Source organism: Thermoanaerobacterium sp. CMT5567-10 (assembly GCF_030534315.2).
In the GTDB taxonomy this organism is placed as follows: Bacteria; Bacillota; Thermoanaerobacteria; order Thermoanaerobacterales; family Thermoanaerobacteraceae; genus Thermoanaerobacterium.
Genome location: NZ_CP130558.2, coordinates 897,917 through 920,863, shown reverse-complemented (window position 1 = coordinate 920,863; position 22,947 = coordinate 897,917). Strand labels below are relative to the sequence as shown.

Genomic DNA, 22,947 nt, shown 5'->3' with positions numbered 1-22,947 from the left:
AAATCCAAAGGAGTGATTATTGTGTACAAAGATGAAAAGCCCAGGATAGGTTTTTTAGGTATTATGCAGGAGTTATACGATGATATGCTACCCGGTATCACTGAAAGGCAAGAGATGTATGCACAACAGGTTATAAGTAGATTAGGTGATATTGCTGTTTTTTATTTTCCCGGTGCTGCAAAAAACAGAAATGATATAGAAAGGATAGTTAAGGAATTCAATGATAAAGATCTTGATGGAATAATGATCGTGATGCTGACATACGGGCCTGCTACAAATCTTGTGAATGCTCTAAGAAATAATAGGCTTCCAATTATGCTGGCAAATATACAGCCAGAAAGCACTGTGACAGACGATTGGGATATGGGGGACTTGACATACAATCAAGGTGTTCACGGTGCACAGGATACTTCAAATATTATCTTGAGAATGGGTATAACATGTCCAATCATAACAGAGGATTGGCACTCTGAGGAATTTAAAGATTTTGTGAATGATTGGGCTAAAACTGTAAAGACAGTGAAAGCCTTGAGGAATATGAAGATTGCACAATTTGGAAGAATGCATGGCATGTATGACATAATGGGAGATGATGCGGCTTTTACAAGGAAAATAGGGCCGCAAATAAACCAAGAGTATATTGGCCAAGTTTTTAGATACATGGAAGAAGCGACAAATGAAGAAATCGACAAAGTAATAGAGGAAAACAAGGAGAACTTTTATATAGATCCTGAATTAAGTGAGGAGAGCCACAGGTATGCTGCAAGGCTTCAAATAGGATTTAAGAAATTGCTTGAGGATAAAGGATACACTGGCTTTAGTGCCCATTTTGATGTATTCAAAGGCGATGGAAGGTTTAAACAGATACACATGATGGCAGCATCAAACTTGATGGCAGAAGGATATGGCTATGCGGCAGAAGGTGATGTAGTTACAGCAAGCCTAGTGGCAGCAGGCCATGTATTGATAGGTGATGCACATTTTACTGAGATGTATGCGATGGATTTTAAGAGAGATTCGATTTTGATGAGCCACATGGGAGAGGGCAATTGGAAGATAGCTAGAAAAGACAGGCCTATAAGATTAGTCGATAGAGAGCTTGGCATAGGAAAGCTTGATAATCCTCCGACAGTTGTTTTTATGGCTCAACCTGGTATTGCAACACTTGCATCTCTTGTGTCTTTAGAAGGTGAAAAATATAGACTTGTTGTCGCAAAAGGGGAAATTTTAGATACAGAAGAAGCAAAGAATATAGAAATGCCTTATTTCCATTTTAAACCTGATAATGGAGTTAGAGAGTGCTTAAACGGTTGGCTTAAGAATGGTGGCACACATCATCAATGTTTGACATTAGGTGATGCTACTAAAAGATGGAAGCTTTTATGCGAGTTATTAGATATCGAGTATGTTGAAGTGTAAAGGGGTTGATGACATGGCAAAATTTTCAATAGGTATTGACTATGGCACAGAATCCGCAAGGGCATTGCTTTTAAATCTTGATACAGCAGAGGAAGTAGCTTCTTCAACGATGAACTATCCGCATGGCGTCATGGATGAGAGACTTCCAGACGGGACAGTATTGCCGCAGGATTGGGCATTAGAGCATCCTGATGATTATATAGAAGTTTTGAAAAAGATAATTCCAGATGTGATAATAAAGTCTGGAATAAATAAAGATGATGTTGTGGGGATTGGCATAGACTTTACAGCATGTACGATGCTTCCTATAAAAAAAGATGGTACACCTTTATGTGATTTACCAGAATATAAATCAAATCCCCATGCGTATGTCAAGCTGTGGAAGCATCATGCAGCCCAGCCGGAGGCAAATATGCTAAATAAAATAGCATCGGAAAGAGGCGAGGATTTCTTAGCAAGGTATGGTGGAAAAATTTCCTCTGAATGGCTGATACCAAAGATATGGCAGATCTTAAATGAAGCACCAGATATCTACGAAGAAGCAGATAAATTCATAGAAGCAACTGATTGGGTCATATTGAAGCTTACTGGCAATGAAAGGAGAAATAGCTGTACAGCAGGGTATAAAGCGATTTGGCACAAGAGAAAGGGATACCCTTCAAAAGAATTTTTTAAGGCGTTAGATGAAAGACTTGAGAATGTAGTAGATGAAAAGCTGTCAAGAGACATATATCCTTTAGGCACAAAAGCAGGAGAATTAACTAAGGAAATGGCTGAGATGATTGGTTTGAAACCCGGTATTGCTGTTGCTGTTGGCAATGTTGATGCACATGTTTCGCTTCCTGCAGTAGGTGTAGCATCTCCAGGAAAGATGGTTATGATAATGGGTACATCTATATGCCATGTAGTTTTAGGTGATAAGGAAGTCGAAGTTCAGGGAATGTGCGGAGTTGTTGAAGATGGCATTGTACCAGGATTTTATGGATATGAAGCTGGACAGTCAGCGGTAGGGGATATATTTGCGTGGTTTGTAGATAATTGCGTTCCAGATGATTACAAAAAAGAAGCCCAAGAAAGAGGCGTATCTGTACATCAGCTTTTGACAGAAAAAGCCTCAAAGTTAAAACCGGGTGAAAGTGGTCTTCTGGCACTTGATTGGCTTAATGGAAATAGGTCTGTCTTAGTTGATGCGGATCTTACTGGTTTGATTTTAGGATTGACTCTTAGGACAAAACCTGAAGAGATATACAGGGCTTTGATAGAGTCAACAGCATTTGGTACACGTATGATAATAGATACATTCAATGAGTATGGCATAAAGATAGATGAGCTTTACGCATGTGGCGGACTTCCTGAAAAAAATCCGATGCTTATGCAGATATACGCTGATGTGACAAACTTAGAGATAAAAGTTTCTAAGTCCAACCAGACACCTGCGTTAGGTGCAGCAATGTTTGGTGCAGTTGCGGCAGGAAAGGAAAATGGCGGTTTTGACAGTATATTTGAAGCAGCTAAAGTCATACCAAAGTTAAAAGACGAGACATTCAAGCCTATTTCAGAGAATGTGGAAATTTACGAGAAGCTCTTCCAGGAGTACAAACTGCTTCATGATTACTTTGGAAGAGGGGCAAATGATGTGATGAAGAGGCTTAAAAACATAAAAGAGGTGGTTTCAGATGTTAGAGAACCTAAAACAACGTGTATATAAAATGAATATGATGCTTCCTAAAAACAATTTAGTGACAATGACAAGCGGCAATGTAAGCGGTAGAGATCCTGATACAGGTCTTGTCGTCATTAAGCCTAGCGGGGTTTTGTACGATGATATGACTCCAGATGACATGGTTGTTGTGGATTTAGATGGCAATGTTGAAGAGGGCGAGTTAAAGCCTTCTGTTGATACAGCAACACATCTATATGTTTATAAACATAGGAATGATGTAAATGGCATTGTCCATACACATTCACCGTATGCTACTAGTTTTGCAGCACTTGGCCGGTCAATTCCAGTTTATCTTACAGCTATTGCAGACGAGTTTGGGTGCGCAATTCCTGTAGGACCTTATGCGAAGATTGGTGGAGAAGAAATAGGGAAAGCTATCGTAGATTATATAGGGGAAAGTCCTGCAATACTTATGAAAAATCACGGCGTTTTTACCATTGGCAATTCACCTGAAGCAGCTTTAAAAGCTGCAGTGATGGTAGAAGATACGGCTAAGACAGTGCACTTATCACTGCTTTTAGGTACACCTGATGTGATACCAGATGAAGAAGTGAAAAGAGCTCATGAGAGATATCTTACAAAATACGGTCAATGAAAAATATGATGTCAGTTTAATGAAGGAGGATTTTGCATGATAAACATACCAGAAGTTAAAGTAGGAATTGTAGCTACCAGCAGGGATTGTTTTCCAATCACTTTAAGTGAAAAAAGAAGAAATGCGGTAGTAAAAGCATGTATTGAAAAAGGCATGTCTATAAATGAAATCACCACAACTGTAGAAAATGAAATAGATGCAATGAATGCACTGAAGGAAGCTTACGACTTAGGTGTAAATGCGCTTGTCATATACCTTGGCAACTTTGGACCGGAAGGTCCTGAGACGATGCTTGCCCAAAAGTTTGATGGTCCAGTGATGTTTGTAGCCGCAGCGGAGGAGACGAAGGACAATCTTTACGATGGACGTGGAGATGCGTATTGTGGGATGCTTAATGCATCGTACAACATAAATTTAAGGAATTTAAGGGTTTATATACCGGAATATCCGGTTGGTTATGCAGATGAAATAGCTGATATGATATCAGATTTTAAAAATATTTCAAGAGTGGTACTTGGACTTAAGAAGCTAAAAATAATGAGCTTTGGTCCAAGACCGCAGGATTTTCTTGCTTGCAACGCTCCTATAAAGCCTTTGTATGACTTAGGAATTGAGATAATGGAGAACTCAGAATTAGATCTATTTGAATCATTTAACAATCATAAGGATGATAAAAGGATTCCAGATGTTGTAGAAGACATGGAAAAAGAGTTAGGCGTAGGAAATAAGTACAGCGGCATATTGCCAAAACTTGCTCAGTATGAACTTACATTAAAGGATTGGGTAGAAAAAAATATAGGTGCATCGGAGTACGTTGTGTTTGCAAACAAGTGCTGGCCAGCATTTCAGACTCAATTTGGATTTGTTCCATGCTTTGTAAATTCAAGGCTTGCGGCAAATGGCATACCTGTGGCTTGTGAGACAGACATTTATGGAGCACTTAGCGAGTACATTATAACATGCGCTACAGACTTGCCAGCTACGCTTCTTGACATAAACAATACAGTGCCCAAAGATATGTACGAAAGCAATAAAGAAATCATAGGTGATTATAAAAATAGCGATCTTTTTATGGGATTTCACTGCGGGAATACCAGTAGTTGCATGATGAAAAATTTCTCTATGAAGTATCAGAGAATAATGCACAGGTTATTAGAGCCTGATAAAGAGCCTGACATAACGAGAGGTACATTGGAGGGTACTATAAGACCTGGTGATATAACTCTGTTTAGGCTTCAAAGCACTGCAGATACGAAGCTTAGAAGTTACGTCGCAGAAGGTGAAGTGCTGGATATAGATCCTATGTCTTTTGGCAGCATTGGAGTATTTGCGGTAAAAGAGATGGCGCGCTTTTACAGACATGTATTGATAGAAAAGAATTTTCCGCATCATGTTGGAGTTGCGTTTAAACATGCTGGTAAAGTTTTGTACGCTGCCATGAAGTTATTAGGCGTAGACGATGTTTCATTTAATCAGCCAGCTTCAATGTTGTACAAAAACGAGAACCCATTTAAATAAGATGTTTTTAAATTATCACCTGTTGAGATAATTTCAGGTGATAATTTTATTACCTTATTTTAAAGGTAAAATAATTGTGACGAATATTTAATAAATATTTTGTCAGATTTGAGATTTAGTAATATTCTAAGTAAGCGATATAATTATATATAGGTAGATAGGTAGATATGATGTGAGGGAGGATGTTTGATTTTGGAAGAAAATGTGCCAAAATATCAAATTGTAAAAGATTATATTACAAATTTAATAATAAAAAACAATATAAACATAGATGATCCGCTGCCGACTGAAAGTGAGCTTATGGCAAAGTTTGGAGTAAGCAGACACACTATAAGGAAAGCACTTGATGATCTTGAAAATGAAGGCTGGCTTTATAGAAAGCAAGGTCTTGGGACTTTTTGCGCCGATAGAAATTCTGTGAAAAGCTATGATAATAAAAATATTGCGGTTATAACGACGTATATAAATGATTATATATTTCCTAGGATCATAAAAGGAATTGACCAAATACTGGCTAAGAATGGATATTCAATATTGCTTTTTAATACAAATAACCGCATTGAGACTGAAATGGATATATTAGAAAACATCCTTGCGAAAGACATCAGAGGATTGATCATTGAGCCTACAAAAAGCGCCTTACCACATATAAATCTAAATTATTTTGATGAGTTGAAAAACAAGGGGATACCGTACATCTTTATAAATAGCTTTTATGAAGAATTAAACCCATCTTACATCATTCAAGATGATGAAGGCGGCGGATACATGGCAACAGACCATCTTATAAAGCTTGGACACAGGAATATCATAGGCATATTTAAAAGCGATGACAATCAGGGCCTTAATAGGTACAAAGGGTATGTGAAGGCACTGAGGGAAAACAATATTAAAATCAAGGAAGACAACATAATCTTTTACACGACAGAAGAGATGAAGACAAAGCCGAGAGAAAAAATATACGAGATATATTCAAAGTGGGTCAATAAGCCGACGGCCATTGTCAGCTACAACGATCAAATCGCCATGTGGATATTAGACCCAATAAGAGAATTAGGCTACAATGTGCCTGATGATATTTCAATCGTAAGCTTTGATGATTCTGATTATGCAGAGCTTTCCAATGTAAAACTTACGTCTATCATACATCCTAAAGAAGAGATGGGAAGGCTTGCTGCTTCAACTTTGTTTGAACTTATAGGTAAAGGAAAGAAAGCTTTTAATAAGCCTGTGAATATATGTATAAAGCCTGAAATAAGGATTAGGAATTCTACTAAGGAGATCGAATTGGAGGAAGTGCGATGAATGATGGTGCAAAGATAAAGGAGATACAAATTAGCAGTAATGCCTTATACGATGTTCCTGATATATTGAATAGCTTAGGGATTAAGTATTGCGTACTGATTGTATGCGATAAAAATACTTATAAGGCTGCAGGTTCACTATTAAGAGATATATTGATAGATAAAAATTTTGACGTATTGTTATGTATGTTAAATAGGGAAGGTAATCTAGTACCTGATGAAAGAGCAGTTGGAGAAGTGCTGACGTCACTGGAAAACAAAGTTGAAATGATGATTGCTGTTGGCTCTGGGACCATAAACGATATTGTGAAATTTGTAAGCAGCAAGACAAAGATACCTTACGGCATTGTAGCAACGGCACCGTCAATGGATGGATATGCGTCATCAGTGTCTCCACTTATTGTAAATGGGTTTAAAAGGACGTACGATGCTACGTACCCTTTATTCATAGTAGGAGATACTAAAGTGCTAAAAGATGCTCCTTATGACATGATAACATCTGGCTTTGGTGATATAATCGGCAAATTTACATCTTTAGCAGACTGGTATATAAGCAGTATTATAACAAAAGAAGATTATTCAAAAGAAATTGCAGAAGATACGAGAAAGTCTTTAAATGAGTGTATAGAAGTGAGTAAAAACTTAAAAAGCAAAGATGAAAAAGCTATTAAGAAGTTAATGGGAGCATTGATATTGTCGGGACTTTCAATGCTTAAGTTTGGAAATTCAAGGCCTGCTTCGGGGGCAGAGCATCATCTGTCACATTTCATCGAGATGAAAGAGCTTTTAAGCGGTGATATTCAGCATTCACATGGTGCAAAGGTAGGCATAATGACAAAAATTTCTGTCAAGTTGTACAATATCGTATTTTCACTGGATAAAGATGAAGTTAAAAAAATGATGACAGAAAAAAAACATGAAACAAGAGAGGAATTTGAATCGAGAATTAAGAATAACTTTGGTCCATTGGCTTATGAAGTTTTTAAAGATATTGATTATTATTATATTAACGAGAAATTACGGAAAGCGAGACAAGAGCGCATACTTAAGAATTGGGATACGATGAAAACATGGGTATCAGAAAATGTGCCATCAAGTGATTATATAGATGAGCTTTTAAATTATGTTGAAGCACCATCTGATATATCATATTTAGGTTTGCAGAAAAGCGAACTTAAAAATATTTTGCTGAATGCGAAAGAGATGAGGAAAAGATATACAATATTGAGACTTGCAGAAGATATAAACTTAGATAGAATATTAGATTTAGCAATAAAGAATTGAGAGCTTATTTGCCTCAATTCTTTATTTTTTATATTCTGCTTGTGATAACAGAACTTACAAGTACTATAGGCACATTGACAGAAGGTAAACCAATTGTAAGTGAAATTTTACCGTCATCAAATTATGATAGAGAACATATATTAAGAATAGCTGCATCAATAAAAAATGGCATTATACATCCGATTGCGCTGACAATAATGAAAAATCGATAAGGAAGCTTTAAAATCTATAATGCCATTAGGCGTGGATGATAATTATATATTATCAGGTGATGGTAAGGAATCTATGGAAAGAGTAGCTTATGAATTAGGCATAGATAAAATATACAGTTCTGCTGCACTGGAAGGTAAAAAATTTTTGTAGAAAATATGAAAAAAAGTTTATAAATATTCATCAAGGAGGATTATTTCTGATGGAAGAAATGAGGAAAAGATTCGAAGAAGCTTCGAAAATATTACGTCAGACGGTTGATATATCTTTTGCAGAGTACGCGAAGGATAAGTCTACGAAAAATGAAATTGTAAAATTATGGCAAGAAACTATTAACGATTTTTTGCAATATGCTGTAAAGATGAGCGAAAAACACCAGGCAAAGGATTTATATAAATCTATTGCAAGAACACTCATATTTGGTAAATAGCGATTTAATATTATACTGTAAACGGGATAAAATAATAAAAGAACCTATGAAGGGAGGAAACTTCAATGGGTATCGCTAAAATGTTAGGAAGTAGAAGCTTTTTCTGGGGAATTGGTGTTGCCGCATTAAGTTTTATCTTATTTCCTAAAGCAAAAGAAAAGGTAAAGCCTGTACTGGTAAATAGCATGAAAAGCACTTATAATATGGCTGATAAAGCATCTTCTGTAATTAATAAAGGAAAAGACAGAATAGCAAAAATGTTCAACGATAATGAAACAAATGACATGGAAGACGAAAACTTATATCAAAGTGAAATAGACAGCTTAGAAGAAGAGAGAGAAAAGGCTGTAAAAGAAGTTAATGAACTCAAAAACAGGATTGAGATGTTAGAAAGCCAATTAAGTAGATTAAAAACTGTTGAATGATTCATAAAACCCAACTAACCGTTGGGCTTTTTTTAGAAAAGTTAAGCCATTCTTTGACTATGTCTATTTTTTTCATATAATAATACCCCATCTCTTGCAATTTTTCTCTCAAGCGTAGGGAGGTGCCTGCGGCTATTAAAATCGCTTGATTTAGATACAATTAAATCAATTGGTTTTGTTTGTACTTTATATAATAAATCGCCTAAAAGCTGCATAGCTTCTATTGGTCGAATACTGTTGTCAGGTATAATTACAAATATGTCATAATCGCTCTCTTCTGATGGTGTGCCATAAGCATATGATCCGAAAAGATATATTTTGTCAACATCAAGGTTATTGAGAATTATATTTTTTATTTTCTCGAGATCAGATTTATTTTGAATATTCATTTAATCACCTGCCATTTTTCATAATCATTATTATTATTTTACAGTTTAAATAGGATATTATGAGGGATATATTACAATTAATAATACCCTCTATAAATTATTATAGAATACGACTGTACTTGAAGCAAGTAAATAAAATTATCCAACAGGAATTCTTATAAAACCCAACTAAACGTTGGGCTTTTTTTCATATATATTGACTTTATTAAAATATTGAAAAAAGTAGAGGAATGTAGTATTATGTTATTAGGATGACAATGAATATGAAAGGATTGTGTGCAATGGATGTTAATACCGCTTCACTAAAAATAGAAGAATTGCTTATTTATGCATTAAAGCATGGCATTATAGAAGATTTGGATTATATACAATGCCGAAATTCGCTACTGGATTTATTTGGTATAAGTGAGCCATACAGTGGTACTATTGGCGATGTGGATTTAGATGATCCTCATGAAATACTTAATCCTCTTTTAGACTTCGCGTATGAAAGAGGATTAATCAAAGAAAATACAATAACAAATAGAGACTTGTTTGACACCAGGATAATGGGGTTGTTGATGCCTAGAGAGTCTGAGGTTATAAGAAAGTTTAATGAGTTAAAGAAATATAAAGGAATAAAGGAAGCTACAAATTACTTTTATAGTTTATCAAAGGATTCATATTACATCCGCATGGATAGGATAGCAAGAAATAAATATTGGAGAGCTGATACTGATTATGGCAGCCTTGAAATAACTATAAATCTGTCAAAACCAGAAAAGGATCCAAAAGACATTGCTGCTGCAAAACTGATGAAGCAGACAAATTATCCTAGATGCCTTTTGTGCCTTGAAAATGTAGGCTTTAGTGGCAATTTGAACCATCCAGCAAGACAAAACCACAGGGTGATACCTGTCACTGTTGCGGGTGAGCAGTGGTATTTTCAGTATTCGCCTTATGTATACTACAATGAGCATTGCATATTGTTTTACGAAAAACATGTTCCGATGCAAATATCAGAAAAGACATTTATCAGATTGTTGGACTTTATAGACCAATTTCCACACTATTTTATTGGTTCTAATGCTGACTTACCTATAGTAGGTGGCTCAATTTTGTCACATGAGCATTTTCAAGGTGGGCGTCATGTATTTCCTATGGAAGAAGCACCTGTAGTTAAGCATTATAGAAATGAATCGTATAAAGATGTAAAAGCAGGTATTTTAAAGTGGCCTTTATCAGTTATACGATTGTCAAGCAAAAATAGAGATGAATTAATTGAAGTTTCTTCAATGATACTTAAAGCATGGAGAGGTTATAGCGACCCATCTGTAGACATATTATCGTACAGCATAAAAGATGGAGAAAAAGTGCTCCACAATACGATAACTCCTATAGCAAGGAAAAATAAGGATGGGCAGTATGAGATGGATTTAGTCTTGAGGAACAACAGGACTACTGATGAATATCCATATGGCATATTTCATCCACATGAGGAACTCCACCATGTAAAGAAGGAAAATATAGGGTTGATTGAAGTGATGGGACTTGCTGTGCTTCCTGGAAGGCTTAAAAAAGAACTTGATGAAATAGAAATGATATTGTCTGGTGATAGAAAATACGACAAAGATAAGATTTCTGAAGATGATTTGCTTTTTAAGCACATACCATGGATTGATGAGCTTGTAGATAAATACGGTGTGAATCTTAAAAAAGAAGAAGCAGAAGTTGTATTAAAAGATGAAGTAGGTGAAATCTTCTTAAAAGTGCTGCTTGATGCAGGTGTATTTAAACGAGATGAGAGAGGAAAAATGGCATTTGATAAGTTTTTAAACAGCATACATTTTAAAAAAATTTAATAAAGGAGAGGAATTAAATGGCAACAAAGGTTTTGGAAGAATTTAAAAGAATCTATGGAAGCAGTGATGGAGTGAGGCTATTTTATTCACCGGGAAGGGTAAATTTAATCGGGGAGCATACAGACTACAATGGTGGTTATGTGTTCCCATGCGCACTTGACTTTGGAACGTATATGGCAGTAAGAATGAGAGACGATGGAAAAGTTCGCCTTTCTTCATTGAATTTCGACCTAAAAGTTGAGGTAGACATAAACGATTTAGTATACGATAGAAAAGATGACTGGGCAAATTATCCAAAAGGTGTATTGAAAGTTTTGCAAGATGAAGGTTATAAGCTAAAAGGGTTTGAAGCGTTGTACGAAGGGAACATACCAAATGGAGCAGGACTTTCTTCTTCTGCATCGATAGAGCTTGTGACTGGTGTGGCTATGAATGAAATTTTAAATTTGGGAATTGACAGAGTCAAATTGGTAAAGCTCTGTCAAAAAGCTGAAAATAACTTTGTTGGCGTCAATTGCGGCATAATGGATCAATTTGCTGTAGGAATGGGTAAAGCCGACTATGCTATATTTTTAAAATGTGATACAATTGATTATAAATACGTTCCACTTAAATTAGATGGTTACAGGATAGTTATATCAAATACAAACAAGAGAAGGGGGCTTCAGGATTCTAAGTACAACGAAAGAAGAAGTCAATGTGAGATGGCTTTAAGCTATCTTAAGAAAGAATTGGATGTAGACAATCTTGGACAGGTTACACTGGAAGAATTCGATAAGTACAAATACTTGATACCGGATGATGTATTATTAAAGAGAGCAAGACATGTTGTGACAGAAGATGAGAGAGTTTTGGATGCTGTTGAGGCGTTGAAAAACAATGATATTGAAAGGTTTGGACAGCTAATGGTAGAATCTCACAATTCATTAAGAGATGACTATGAAGTTACTGGCAAAGAATTGGATACTTTAGTCGATGAAGCACTTAAGCTAGATTATGTTTTAGGCTCTAGAATGACAGGTGCTGGATTTGGTGGCTGTACCGTAAGTATTGTCAAGGAAGAATTTGTAGAAGATTTTATTAAAGAAGTGACGAATGGATACAAAGAAAAAATAGGCTATGAACCATCTATGTATGTGACGGGAGTTGGAGATGGAGCAAAAGAAATCAAAATTAAGTAGAAAGGGGATAATTTTATGGCTATTTTAGTATGCGGTGGTGCCGGATACATCGGCAGTCATACTGCTTATGAACTCTTTAAAAGAGGAGAAGATGTAATAGTAGTTGACAACTTGATAACAGGGCATAAAAAAGCTGTACTTGGAGGTAAGCTTTACATTGGCGATCTTAGGGACAGCGAATTTATGGACAAAATTTTCGAACAAAATGATATAGAAGCTGTCATAGACTTTGCAGCCTTTTCCCTTGTGGGAGAAAGCGTCGGTAAGCCATTGGATTATTATGAAAACAACGTGTATGGAACGATGTGCTTATTAAAGAAAATGTTTGAGTTTGGTGTTGATAAGATAGTTTTTTCATCAACGGCTGCAACGTATGGAGAGCCTGAAAGAATACCTATTAAGGAAGAAGACAGTACAGTTCCCACAAATCCATATGGTGAAACGAAATTAGCTGTTGAGAAAATGCTTAAATGGTGCGACAACGCCTATGGTATAAAATATGTTGTTCTAAGGTATTTTAATGTGGCTGGTGCAGATGAAAGCGGAATGATAGGTGAAGATCATAATCCTGAAACACATCTGATACCGCTTATTTTGCAGGTCCCGTTAGGGAAAAGGGATTTAATAAATGTTTTTGGCGAAGATTACGAAACAAAGGATGGAACTTGCATAAGAGATTATATTCATGTTACAGATCTTGCAGATGCCCATATCTTGGCATTAAACAAATTGAGACGGGATAATAGCAGCGCAATATACAATCTTGGAAATGGGGAAGGCTTCACTGTAAATGAGGTGATTGATGCAGCAAGAAGGGTGACGGGACATCCCATACCAGCAAAGGTTGTTGCAAGGCGTCCTGGAGACCCTGCAAAGTTGGTAGCATCATCAGAGAAGATTATAAATGAGTTGGGATGGAATCCTCAACATGACACTCTTGAAGAGATAATAGATAGTGCTTGGAAATGGCATAAATCACATCCTAATGGATTTAATGATTAATTGAGGTGGTAATGTTGGCGGATTTGATTCCAGTAAGTTACAAATTATTAAAAGGCATGAATGAAAGCCTTATATTAAATGTGATACGCCATAATAAATATGTATCAAGATCTGAAATAGCTAAAATAACAAATTTGACGCCACCTACAGTTACAAATATCATAAATAAGCTTTTAGAAGACGGGCTTGTGAAAGAAGACAAATTAGGAGAATCCAGCGGTGGCAGACCTCCTGTTATCTTAAAAATCAACAATGAGGCATTTGATCTCATTGTTATAATAATTGGCACGGATATAATGGAAGAATATCTATTAGATGCAGAGCTAAACATAAGAGAATCACAGGTTGACAGCATAAAAAAAGAAGATGCGGAAAGCATATTCAAACTTTTGTTTGACAGAATAAGGCATTTAAAAGATATTTCAAACAAGGAAATAGCTGGAATTGGCATTGTCGTAAGGGGCCCTGTAAAATCAAGTGAAGGCATATCTGTGTTTTCTCCAAACATAGGATGGAGAAACGTTCCTATAAAAGACATGATGGAAAAAGAATTTGGTATCCCTACGTTTGTTGAAAATGACGTAAGAGCAATGGCTTTAGGCGAATTCTACAACGGAATTGCTAAAAATGTCGGCAATGTTGTGTTTTTAAAAGTCGGACATGGAATAGGTTCCACAATAATATTGGATGGTAAAATATACAGAGGAATTAACGACATGGCTGGTGAGATAGGCCATACAACGATTGATGTTGCCGGTCCCAAGTGCAGTTGCGGTAATTATGGCTGCTTTGAGGCTTTGGCATCTGAGAAAGCGTTGGTAAACAATGTAGTAAAAAGGATAAAAGAGGGATCTTATTCCATTGTATCTGAATACGTCAATGGAGATTTAGAAAATATAACCACCAGGTTTATATATAAAGCCGCAGAAGAAGGCGACGAAGTTGCCTTGTCCGAATTAGACAAGATCGCCATTTACTTAGGCATAGGCATTGCAAATATAGTCAATGTCTTTAGTCCAGAGCTAGTGCTTATATCAGGTGGGATAGTAAGAGGTCGAAAGTTTATAGAAGATGTGGTATTGGAGACTATCAAAAAGAGATCTTTTGAAGCAAATTATTCATCTTGCAGCATTGCCTTTTCAAATCCAGATTACAATACGGCACTAATGGGCATATCAAATATAATATTAGATAGTATTTTGTAATACTATCTAATATTTTGTAATAATGGTTTTTATAAAAAACAAAATAAATTCTTAAGTTATAAGAGTATGTACGGTTGTATATACTCTTTTTATTTTCACACAAGTTTCACAAAATTTTCACATTGTATTTATAAAATCTTATATAATAATTTCAATTACAGAAACAAAATTTTTAAATTAATTTTATTAGTCAATTATGGATGCTGCTAAAAAAGAGTATACAAATGTTAAGGAGGCGATAAATATATGGATATTGAAAATGAGCAAACAAAAAAATTAAATGAGAATGACATGGAAAATTTAAACGAAAATACAGATGGTGTTTTTACAGAAAACTTTACAAATAATGATTTAAATAAAATACGCGAAGTTCCTATGACAAATGATTACCAGGACAAAAATGATGGAGAAAAGGCAAAAAATGATTTGGAAAATAGCAAAAAAAGCCTAGGTAAGATGGTTAAAAGATTTAGAAGAAGAATGCTTGTTTCATTTGTGACAGTCGCACTTATTGCAGCACTTATTGGTGGTGGAATTGTTGCAGGAATTATGGAATACACTAATCTGGGTCAAAAAACACAAGTTATAAACAGATATTTGCCACTATCGTCTAATAATAGTAATGCTAACTTGATTACAAATATAGCTAAGATTGTAAGTCCTTCTGTTGTTGGAATTGATACTAGTGCAACATACTCTAATGGCTTTAGAAGTGCTTTTGTGTCTGAAGGAAGTGGTTCAGGTATTATAATTGATTCACAGGGTTATATAGTTACAAATTATCATGTTATCGAAGGCGCTTCTACTATAACGGTTAGCTTATCTGATGGCAGAAAATTTTCTGCGCAATTAATAGGTAAAGACTCAAAAACCGATTTGGCAGTATTAAAGATTAATGCTACAAATTTGACTGCTGCTAAATTAGGTGATTCATCAAAACTTGAGGTAGGAGACCTGGCTGTTGCTATTGGAAATCCTCTCGGTGAAAGTTTTGCAGGAACAGTAACATCAGGTATAATAAGTGGTCTTAACAGAAATCTTCAAAGCGATTATGGAGCAGTTAACCTCATTCAGACAGATGCAGCTATAAATCCTGGCAACAGCGGTGGACCTCTTGTAAACAGCAATGGTGAAGTAATAGGCATAACAAGTGTAAAGCTAACATCTACAGATGATAATAGTACACAAGGCTCATTTGGCATGTATCAAAGTCAAAGTACACCTGTTGAAGGAATGGGATTTGCGATTCCGATAAATGAAGCAAAACCTATAATAGACGAGCTTATAAAACACGGATATGTAGAAAGACCAATGATGGGTGTAAGCGTACAGGAAGTAACCCAACAAGATGCAGCACAGTACAATATACCAGTTGGACTTTATATAGCACAAGTACAGCAAGGAAGTGGTGCTGATGAAGCTGGACTTCAAGCAGGAGATGTAATAACAGCAGTAGATGGCACAAAAGTACAGACTTTTGATGCACTGCAAAGCATAATATCTAAGCATAAAGTTGGTGATACGATTACTGTTGCATTCTGGAGAAATGGTAAGACACTTAGTACAAAAGTAAAACTTATGAGCAGTTCAAATGCACAATAAAATGCAAATAAAGTTAAATGGTTCTTTACCAGTCTCCTCCCGCTGGTAAGGAACTTTTTTAAAAACATTCTATATTAACTTTTGGAGGAGGTGTAAACATGTCAAATCTTATATATGTTGTTGATGACGATAAAAATATTAGTGAATTGATAAGTATGTATATTAAAAAAGAAGGGTACAGCGTAAAAATATTTGATAATGCTGAAGGTGTTCTTGCCTATTTTAATAGAGAGAAACCTGATATGTTAATCATAGACATAATGTTACCTGGAATAGATGGTTATGAGCTTTGTAAAAAAATAAGAATGACAAGCGATGTACCGATAATAATCATTTCAGCAAAAGGAGATGATATAGACAAAATAGTGGGTTTCGAGATTGGAGCAGATGATTATATTTCAAAACCATTTTCACCCAGAGAACTTATAGCGAGAATAAAATCTATTTTTAAAAGAACAAATGCACCTCAAAACACTAACAAAATAAAGATTAAGGATATATTAATAGTAATTGATGAGAGAAGAATACTGCATAAAGGGAAAGAAATAGAATTTACATCAAAAGAATTTGATCTTATATTGTATCTTTCAAAAAATGCAAATAAAGCATATACACGAGAACAACTTCTAAAAGAAGTATGGAAATGCAATTTAGATATAAAAACTAGAGCAGTAGATGATATGATAAAACGAATAAGAAAAAAATTGCAAAACTGCGAATGTGAGTTTGACATTACTACAATATGGGGTTATGGATACAAAGTCGAATCATAAGAAATAATTTTTGCAATACGATGACTGTATTTATGAAAAAAACAAAAAACTTCTGAAAGGATGTTTGTGGGTATGAAAAAAATTAACTATATCAAGTTTATTTTAGATCTTATAATGGGAATTGTATTTTCAATGTTATTTAACAAAAATGTTCTTGGTGGATTGAAATTTCATGAAATTGCAGGTCTAGCTGTAGGTTTTGCCGTGTTGATACATATTGCTTTAAATTGGAAGTGGGTCAAAAATGTGACTTTATCGATTTTTAATAAAAAAATAGCCTTAAAAACTAGAATAGGATATATTCTTAATATACTGCTTTTATTGGATATTGCTGTCATAATTATAAGTGGAATTTTTATCTCAAAAGTTTTGTTCCCAGGGATTATGATACAGAATAATTTTTTTAATCAAAGAACTCATATTGCATCAGCTTACTTAGGTTTAGCTCTTATAGGGATTCATCTAGGATTGCACTGGAAATGGGTTATGGGTATGTTTGGAAAAGTTATTAAGGTAAATCAGACAAGTAAGATATTGCAATATATTGCTAAAGTGGTAGCAGTGTTAGTATTAGCCTTTGGAATATACAGCATGGTATCAGTTAATTACTTTTCAAAAAGTGTACAGATATTCGGAATAGCATCTCCAGGGGCTTTTGAGCATAATGGTAATGGAGCGGCAGATGTTCAACAAAGTGAAAGCAATATCGGTATTTCAAAAGGCATTCCCCAGCATTCTCTATAATAGGTGGAAATCCTCACTTTGCCTATGGTGGAAAAGAAATGGGCAGTGCGAATATCTTTAACGTATTAACTACATACATGTCTATTATGGGAACATTCACAGTACTTACATATTATATTGAGGAATTTTTGTTAAAAAGAAAAGAAGCGTAGATTTAAAGGCTTACAAAGTGAGTATTGAAAAAATATGAGAAAATAATGCCAATATTTTTTCTAAAATAATACTGCAGTAAGCAATTCATCAATGGCTGTACTCAAAAATTGTTAAAATGATGAATCCTATGTATTATATAGGGACAAGCGGTATTACGAGTGCTCGTTACTGGAGGATTCGTTATGGTTCAGTTGACAACAATACCTCATTAGCTATACCGTTAATTTTAGCTACAAAGTTACAAAATGCTGGATATAATGTTGATTTTGCTGTACCTTGGGGTATAGGGCATGCTGGAGATTATGATTTAGATGAACTTTTCGCATGGATTGATAAAATTTGTCAAGGTAAATAAGGTAAGTATCATAATAATTGCAATAAAAGAGGTGATAATACTGTGAAAAGAAGAATTATGCTAATGCAGGTTATAAGGTTTTTTGTCCAGCTTTTTTCTTTAATACTTTTTCCCATATCTTTTGCTATATTATTTTCACAGATAAAAAGCTTGTATTTAGCTTTTATAGGAAAAGAAAGTTTCAACTGGAACCAAAATTTTATTCTTCTAATTGTAACAGTGATTGTGACAATTTTCTTAGGCAGACTTTTCTGTGGTTGGATATGTGCTTTTGGAACAGTTACTGAATGGATAAATGTTCTCTTTAGAAAGTTTTTTAAAATTAAACTTGAGATTCCAAAGAAGATTGACAAAGTTCTAAAAGGCTTAAAGTATCTTGTGCTTCTTTATTTGATTTTATACATCTGGACCTTTGGATACAAACAATTTGCAGATCCATGGGATGCATTTGACAATCTTATTTCTTTAAACTTTAATATTTCTTTTTATTTAGCAAGCTTTGTTTTCTTAGTATTGATAATTTTGCTTTCCATATTTGTTTCAAGACCATATTGCAGATACTTTTGTCCACTTGGCGCAGTTTTTAATATTGTATCAAGACTGAGATTAGTATTTGTCAAAAAGAAAGAGAAAAATTGTGGTCAGTGTAGAATATGTGAGGTATCTTGTCCAATGGGAATAGAAACTGAAAATGTAGAAAAGTACAAAGGTGAGTGTGTAAGCTGTTTAAAATGTGTTGAAGTTTGTCCCCGTTACAATATGCAGTTAAATCTGGGAAATCAGTTTGTCAACCAAAAATATACAAGGAGACTAACAGTTGCAGGGCTGTTTGCTGTATTTGCTGCATTTTCTGCTTTGATCTTTTTGCCAAGTGTAAAAAAGATTGATACAGCAAAGTATAGCGTAAAACCTTCTATGGCAACTGAGCAAGCTTCTTTACCAAGTCCAATTGAAGCTAACTCACAAAATTCCGCGACTGCCAATACTACAGAAAGTTCCAAAAGTACATCTAAAATATATAAAGATGGTACATATACAGGCGAAGGATTCGGCTACAGACCCGGTCTTGTTGTTGAGGTTACAATTAAAAACGATAAGATAACAAAAATTGAAATAGTTTCTAATAATGAAACACCAAGGTTTGCCCAGCTACCATTTGAAATTATTCCTCAGGAAATTATTCAAAATCAGTCTACAAATGTTGATGCAGTCTCTGGCGCAACAAAGACATCTAATGGAATAATCATGGCAGTTGAGGATGCTTTAAACAAGGCTAAGATTGAAAACTCACAAGGTACACAAGATTAACAAAAATATTTTTTTCATAAAATCTAAAGCTACCTACAAATATAAAAAAAGGGTAGCTTTCTGTTCGTTAGGTATTCCACGATCTTAAAAAAATATTCATATTTTGAAATGGTATCAGCAAATTAACTGTTGCTAAACTCAGTACTTCCAATCTTTTTTATAGGAAAAATCTTTTTGACACTACTTGGTATAAAACACTCATCTTACAAATATTATTCTTAAATCTTCAAGAACATCAGTAGAAAATAGTTGCATCTCATCTAATATTATGCAAGGAGTTATCTTCTGACCATAGTAAAGTTCTGTTATTGCCCTTTGTATTTGACTAAATAGTGTTACTTTTTTGTATGCGGGTGTTTCGCCTAAAATCATGGCTAATGCTTGATAGAACTCTCTAACAGTTAGTGTAGAAAGAGCAAAGTAGCATACTTTAAACGTTGAACGGTTAAGGCTTTCAGTATATCTTCTTAATGTTGTAGATTTGCCTGAACCAGCCTTTCTAATGATAAGTCCTAGTCTCTTGTAAATATCTGAATGCAGGAAAAATGAGCTGGACAGAAAAAGGAGCAAACAATTTAGCAGAGATATTAGCCTTAAAGACAAGCGGAAAACTTAATAGTGTAGTAGAAACATATGTTAATGTGATAATATTCAGAAGAAAAATTAGCAGAGATAAAAGAAGAAATAAAACTATCAGCAGCGGATGTAAACAAAAAGCAGAAAAAAGCAAAAACATATCACATACAAAGAGGCGGTATGCCGTTTGAAGGTTGTGCAATGACAAACGGCAGAAAAACAATAAGAGAAATAGTCAGATACAAATGTTTAAGTGAATTAAAAGTCATATAAAAGGCGCAATATGAAGACAAAAATGGAGCAAAAACAATTGCACAAAAATTCACAATACATTAAACATTATGTGGATAAAATTTGAAGAAAAAAATTTGCCAACAACTACTTGACACAAACACTAACTTATTTTTGCTTTTTTGTCTGTCTAGTTTTCTGTTATAATTATAAAAGAGGTAATTTCTAATTATCAATACATTTTATTAAGTTTTAAGAGATGAGACAAATTTATTGTCTTTAATGATAATTATACGAGGAGGAAAGACAATCTAATGTACGATTTAAATGATTTTAATATTAGTAAAAAGCAGCAAAGATACTTAGGTAATAAAGGTTTAATTATTTTTTTAGCACTTTTGAGTGCATTTGTACCTTTGTCAACAGATCTTTATTTACCCGCTTTGCCAACTATGTCAAAGTATTTCAATATAGCGGTTTATAAGACGAATCTCACTTTAATCCTATTTTTTGTTTTTTTCAGCTTTGCTACATTAATATGGGGACCATTGAGTGATAAGTATGGTCGTAGACCGATTTTGATTTTAGGACTTATATGTTATATGGTTGCGAGTTTTTTGTGTGCACTATCACTGAATATCTATCAACTTATAATTTTTAGGATTCTACAGGCTGTAGGCGCAGGTGCTGCTAGTGCAGTAGCTACTGCGATTGTAAAAGATGTTTACGAGGGTAGAAGACGTGAATCAATTTTAGCATTGGTACAGTCAATGGTTGTGATTTGTCCTGCTGTTGCACCTACAATAGGTGCACTTTTACTGAAATTTACCTCATGGAGAGGTGTTTTTTTAACTCAAGCGATTTTAGGTGCAATCATTGTTGCTGGTTCGGTTGCGTTTCAAGAGACTATAGGATTAAAAAATAATGGTAGTTTTCTTTATACTGTAGGGCGTATTGGGGTAGTTATCAAAAATTTAAAATTTACGGCTTTGCTGATTATTTTTTCAATGGTAAGCATTACTTTAATGGCTTTTATATCTTCTTCATCTTATATATATCAAGATTACTTTGGATTGAGTGAACAGAAGTATAGTTATTTTTTTGCATTTAATGCAGCAGGCATGTTGATTGGACCATTGCTTTATGTAAGACTTTCATCGTATTTTAAGCGTTATTCAATTATTAATGTCTGCTTTTTAGCTATTATTTTAAGTGGAATCATTATTTCTATTTTAGGCCGCTTTGCTCCTTGGCTTTTTGCAATATCGCTATTACCGTCTACTATTGCAGGAAGCTGCATTCGTCCTCCAGGAACATACCTTATGCTAGAGCAACAAAAGGAAGATACAGGTTCTGTGTCATCATTGATAAGCTCTTTCTCTACTATAATGGGTAGCGTAGGGATGATTATTGTTTCTTTTAATACTGGCAATCTTGTAGAAATGGTAGGTATAGTTAATATCATTTTTGGAATATTATGCGGTTTTTTATGGTTTGTTGCTAAAAAGGTTTTATTATGTGAAAAATAAAAGAGACATAAGATGATATTGTACTAAAAATAATGATACTAGTAACTTGCAGATTTCCATTGCCAATAGGAATATTGTTATTAGTCTTTTGCATATTTAGAATTGTTTTGGTTTTGTGGATGTCTAGATTATACTGAACCAGCGGTAATGGCCATTATGTTTATGTTTTTCTAAAAATTTTGATAATACTAAGAATACTATGGAGGGAAGGTTATGGATAAAAAATATATTCCAATTAGTGAAATGGCTGCCATGCATAATTTATCACGGCAGACGTTGATTTATTATGACAAATGTGGTTTATTCAAGCCTGCTTATACTAATGAAAAGGGTTATCGATTCTATAGCTTATCCCAGATTCCTATTTTAAGGGAAATTTGTCTTATGAAAAATATAGGATTTAGTCTAGAAGAAATTAAAGAAAGTTTTGAAAACAGAAATCCAGTTTCTATATATGCATTATTGAAAAATAAATTAAAAAAATTGGAATCAGAAATGTTTGAATTGGAACAAAAACGTACATATATACAACATCGCCTTGAAGTTTATGATCATCTTTCTGTAAAAATTAAAAATATTAATTTACCTCATGTTGAATGGTTACCGGAACGGCATGTGATATTTGTGCCATTTGAGAAAGATCATATGGAAAAAAATCAACTTCATTTAACTTTGATGAAAGCATGGAATATTTTATCAAAACATAAAATGATTCCATCAAAGGGATTTGGCGCATTGCTTCGATATGAATCAATATGTCAGAATAATCCTCTCAAAAATGCCGGAAGTATTATAATTTTGCCATATGATGAATATAATTATCAAATTGAAAATCTTATAACAATTCCTGAAGGTGAATATGTAATCATGTATAAATATGGAATGCCATATGACATGGAACCAGTTTATAAACTTATGAAATGGGTTCATGAACATCATTTTAATGTAGTTGGAGATATAGTAGATCTATGTCTTATGGATACAACATTTTATAACACACAACATAATACTGATTTTTGTTGTCTGCAAGTACCTGTTAAATAAATTATTATGTTTCTACTGCAAAAAGTCCTTATTTAAGTACCTTTTTAGGTTAAATGATAAAATCTATTTGAATTATATCCATTTTAAAAAGCCTGCGGTCTTATTT

23 protein-coding genes and 1 pseudogene are annotated in these 22,947 nt (G+C 34.3%); 22 read left to right on the top strand and 2 right to left on the bottom strand.

What is annotated here, in order from left to right:
- Positions 1-21 precede the first annotated feature (21 nt).
- The 10 genes from Q2T46_RS04780 to Q2T46_RS04735 all read left to right on the top strand — a co-directional run bounded on the left by Q2T46_RS04780 (position 22) and on the right by Q2T46_RS04735 (position 8,908).
- Positions 22-1,419: an L-fucose/L-arabinose isomerase family protein gene (locus Q2T46_RS04780; protein ID WP_303264047.1), complete on the top strand. Its 1,398-nt coding sequence runs from the start codon at positions 22-24 to the stop codon at positions 1,417-1,419.
- Positions 1,420-1,432: 13 nt separating this feature from the next.
- Positions 1,433-3,127, top strand: coding sequence for a ribulokinase (locus tag Q2T46_RS04775; RefSeq protein WP_303264048.1), 1,695 nt, complete (start codon positions 1,433-1,435; stop codon positions 3,125-3,127).
- Positions 3,096-3,737, top strand: a complete 642-nt coding sequence (locus Q2T46_RS04770; RefSeq protein ID WP_303264049.1) for an L-ribulose-5-phosphate 4-epimerase — start codon at positions 3,096-3,098, stop codon at positions 3,735-3,737. Before Q2T46_RS04775 ends, Q2T46_RS04770 begins: the two co-directional genes overlap by 32 nt.
- Positions 3,738-3,773: 36 nt before the next feature.
- Positions 3,774-5,255, top strand: coding sequence for an L-fucose/L-arabinose isomerase family protein (locus Q2T46_RS04765; protein ID WP_303264050.1), 1,482 nt, complete (start codon positions 3,774-3,776; stop codon positions 5,253-5,255).
- 192 nt (positions 5,256-5,447) lie between these two features.
- Positions 5,448-6,560 (top strand): GntR family transcriptional regulator, encoded by a 1,113-nt coding sequence (locus Q2T46_RS04760; protein ID WP_303264051.1) that lies wholly within the window; start codon positions 5,448-5,450, stop codon positions 6,558-6,560.
- The gene (locus Q2T46_RS04755; RefSeq protein ID WP_303264052.1) at positions 6,557-7,843 is read left to right on the top strand and encodes a sn-glycerol-1-phosphate dehydrogenase; all 1,287 of its coding nucleotides are present in this window, start codon (positions 6,557-6,559) and stop codon (positions 7,841-7,843) included. The genes Q2T46_RS04760 and Q2T46_RS04755 overlap by 4 nt, the downstream gene beginning before the upstream one ends.
- Before the next feature lie 41 nt (positions 7,844-7,884).
- Positions 7,885-8,055: a hypothetical protein gene (locus tag Q2T46_RS04750; protein ID WP_311062349.1), complete on the top strand. Its 171-nt coding sequence runs from the start codon at positions 7,885-7,887 to the stop codon at positions 8,053-8,055.
- Between the two features lie 19 nt (positions 8,056-8,074).
- Positions 8,075-8,206, top strand: a complete 132-nt coding sequence (locus Q2T46_RS04745) for a hypothetical protein (RefSeq protein WP_303264054.1) — start codon at positions 8,075-8,077, stop codon at positions 8,204-8,206.
- Between the two features lie 49 nt (positions 8,207-8,255).
- The gene (locus Q2T46_RS04740) at positions 8,256-8,483 is read left to right on the top strand and encodes a hypothetical protein (protein ID WP_013297206.1); all 228 of its coding nucleotides are present in this window, start codon (positions 8,256-8,258) and stop codon (positions 8,481-8,483) included.
- 65 nt (positions 8,484-8,548) lie between these two features.
- Positions 8,549-8,908, top strand: a complete 360-nt coding sequence (locus tag Q2T46_RS04735; protein ID WP_303264055.1) for a hypothetical protein — start codon at positions 8,549-8,551, stop codon at positions 8,906-8,908.
- Between the two features lie 41 nt (positions 8,909-8,949).
- Here Q2T46_RS04735 and Q2T46_RS04730 read toward each other — a convergent pair whose 3' ends face one another.
- On the bottom strand, positions 8,950-9,297 hold the full coding sequence (locus Q2T46_RS04730) for a nucleotidyltransferase domain-containing protein (protein WP_303264056.1): 348 nt from the start codon (positions 9,295-9,297) through the stop codon (positions 8,950-8,952).
- Between the two features lie 281 nt (positions 9,298-9,578).
- Between Q2T46_RS04730 and galT the strand changes: the two genes are divergently transcribed.
- From galT to Q2T46_RS04685, 9 genes and pseudogenes are all read left to right on the top strand, one after another.
- Positions 9,579-11,138: a UDP-glucose--hexose-1-phosphate uridylyltransferase gene (galT, locus tag Q2T46_RS04725; RefSeq protein ID WP_303265810.1), complete on the top strand. Its 1,560-nt coding sequence runs from the start codon at positions 9,579-9,581 to the stop codon at positions 11,136-11,138.
- Positions 11,139-11,155: 17 nt separating this feature from the next.
- Positions 11,156-12,319 carry a galactokinase gene (locus Q2T46_RS04720; RefSeq protein ID WP_303264057.1) on the top strand — a complete coding sequence of 388 codons (1,164 nt, stop codon included), beginning with the start codon at positions 11,156-11,158 and terminating at the stop codon, positions 12,317-12,319.
- Positions 12,320-12,334: 15 nt separating this feature from the next.
- The gene (galE, locus tag Q2T46_RS04715) at positions 12,335-13,321 is read left to right on the top strand and encodes a UDP-glucose 4-epimerase GalE (RefSeq protein WP_303264058.1); all 987 of its coding nucleotides are present in this window, start codon (positions 12,335-12,337) and stop codon (positions 13,319-13,321) included.
- A gap of 14 nt (positions 13,322-13,335) precedes the next feature.
- Positions 13,336-14,526, top strand: coding sequence for an ROK family transcriptional regulator (locus tag Q2T46_RS04710; protein ID WP_303265811.1), 1,191 nt, complete (start codon positions 13,336-13,338; stop codon positions 14,524-14,526).
- A 246-nt stretch (positions 14,527-14,772) separates the two neighbouring features.
- Positions 14,773-16,128 (top strand): S1C family serine protease, encoded by a 1,356-nt coding sequence (locus Q2T46_RS04705; RefSeq protein WP_303264059.1) that lies wholly within the window; start codon positions 14,773-14,775, stop codon positions 16,126-16,128.
- A 98-nt stretch (positions 16,129-16,226) separates the two neighbouring features.
- On the top strand, positions 16,227-16,901 hold the full coding sequence (locus Q2T46_RS04700) for a response regulator transcription factor (protein ID WP_303264060.1): 675 nt from the start codon (positions 16,227-16,229) through the stop codon (positions 16,899-16,901).
- Positions 16,902-16,973: 72 nt separating this feature from the next.
- The gene (locus Q2T46_RS04695) at positions 16,974-17,645 is read left to right on the top strand and encodes a DUF4405 domain-containing protein (protein WP_303264061.1); all 672 of its coding nucleotides are present in this window, start codon (positions 16,974-16,976) and stop codon (positions 17,643-17,645) included.
- Between the two features lie 259 nt (positions 17,646-17,904).
- Positions 17,905-18,153 (top strand): annotated as a pseudogene (locus Q2T46_RS04690) (alpha/beta hydrolase); the annotation flags it as partial.
- A gap of 42 nt (positions 18,154-18,195) precedes the next feature.
- Entirely contained in the window at positions 18,196-19,461 is a 1,266-nt protein-coding gene (locus Q2T46_RS04685) for a 4Fe-4S binding protein (RefSeq protein ID WP_303264063.1), read from the top strand.
- Between the two features lie 198 nt (positions 19,462-19,659).
- On the opposite strand, the gene Q2T46_RS04680 is transcribed toward Q2T46_RS04685, so the two are convergent.
- Positions 19,660-20,031: an AAA family ATPase gene (locus Q2T46_RS04680; protein ID WP_399388173.1), complete on the bottom strand. Its 372-nt coding sequence runs from the start codon at positions 20,029-20,031 to the stop codon at positions 19,660-19,662.
- Here Q2T46_RS04680 and Q2T46_RS04675 point away from each other — a divergent pair.
- From Q2T46_RS04675 to Q2T46_RS04665, 3 genes are all read left to right on the top strand, one after another.
- On the top strand, positions 20,007-20,228 hold the full coding sequence (locus tag Q2T46_RS04675; protein ID WP_303264064.1) for a hypothetical protein: 222 nt from the start codon (positions 20,007-20,009) through the stop codon (positions 20,226-20,228). The genes Q2T46_RS04680 and Q2T46_RS04675 overlap by 25 nt on opposite strands.
- Positions 20,229-20,582: 354 nt before the next feature.
- Positions 20,583-21,797, top strand: coding sequence for a Bcr/CflA family efflux MFS transporter (locus Q2T46_RS04670; RefSeq protein ID WP_303264065.1), 1,215 nt, complete (start codon positions 20,583-20,585; stop codon positions 21,795-21,797).
- A 213-nt stretch (positions 21,798-22,010) separates the two neighbouring features.
- Positions 22,011-22,841 (top strand): MerR family transcriptional regulator, encoded by an 831-nt coding sequence (locus Q2T46_RS04665; RefSeq protein WP_303264066.1) that lies wholly within the window; start codon positions 22,011-22,013, stop codon positions 22,839-22,841.
- Positions 22,842-22,947: the final 106 nt, after the last annotated feature.

Bases quoted from the DNA above. Each gene is read 5' to 3' on its own strand.
- Q2T46_RS04775 (WP_303264048.1), top strand. From the start codon at position 1,433: ATGGCAAAATTTTCAATAGGTATTGACTATGGCACAGAATCCGCAAGG.
- Q2T46_RS04770 (WP_303264049.1), top strand. From the start codon at position 3,096: ATGTTAGAGAACCTAAAACAACGTGTATATAAAATGAATATGATGCTT.
- Q2T46_RS04765 (WP_303264050.1), top strand. From the start codon at position 3,774: ATGATAAACATACCAGAAGTTAAAGTAGGAATTGTAGCTACCAGCAGG.
- Q2T46_RS04755 (WP_303264052.1), top strand. From the start codon at position 6,557: ATGAATGATGGTGCAAAGATAAAGGAGATACAAATTAGCAGTAATGCC.
- Q2T46_RS04745 (WP_303264054.1), top strand. From the start codon at position 8,075: ATGCCATTAGGCGTGGATGATAATTATATATTATCAGGTGATGGTAAG.
- Q2T46_RS04740 (WP_013297206.1), top strand. From the start codon at position 8,256: ATGGAAGAAATGAGGAAAAGATTCGAAGAAGCTTCGAAAATATTACGT.
- Q2T46_RS04735 (WP_303264055.1), top strand. From the start codon at position 8,549: ATGGGTATCGCTAAAATGTTAGGAAGTAGAAGCTTTTTCTGGGGAATT.
- Q2T46_RS04730 (WP_303264056.1), bottom strand. From the start codon at position 9,297: ATGAATATTCAAAATAAATCTGATCTCGAGAAAATAAAAAATATAATT.
- galT (WP_303265810.1), top strand. From the start codon at position 9,579: ATGGATGTTAATACCGCTTCACTAAAAATAGAAGAATTGCTTATTTAT.
- Q2T46_RS04720 (WP_303264057.1), top strand. From the start codon at position 11,156: ATGGCAACAAAGGTTTTGGAAGAATTTAAAAGAATCTATGGAAGCAGT.
- galE (WP_303264058.1), top strand. From the start codon at position 12,335: ATGGCTATTTTAGTATGCGGTGGTGCCGGATACATCGGCAGTCATACT.
- Q2T46_RS04705 (WP_303264059.1), top strand. From the start codon at position 14,773: ATGGATATTGAAAATGAGCAAACAAAAAAATTAAATGAGAATGACATG.
- Q2T46_RS04700 (WP_303264060.1), top strand. From the start codon at position 16,227: ATGTCAAATCTTATATATGTTGTTGATGACGATAAAAATATTAGTGAA.
- Q2T46_RS04695 (WP_303264061.1), top strand. From the start codon at position 16,974: ATGAAAAAAATTAACTATATCAAGTTTATTTTAGATCTTATAATGGGA.
- Q2T46_RS04675 (WP_303264064.1), top strand. From the start codon at position 20,007: ATGAGCTGGACAGAAAAAGGAGCAAACAATTTAGCAGAGATATTAGCC.
- Q2T46_RS04670 (WP_303264065.1), top strand. From the start codon at position 20,583: ATGTACGATTTAAATGATTTTAATATTAGTAAAAAGCAGCAAAGATAC.
- Q2T46_RS04665 (WP_303264066.1), top strand. From the start codon at position 22,011: ATGGATAAAAAATATATTCCAATTAGTGAAATGGCTGCCATGCATAAT.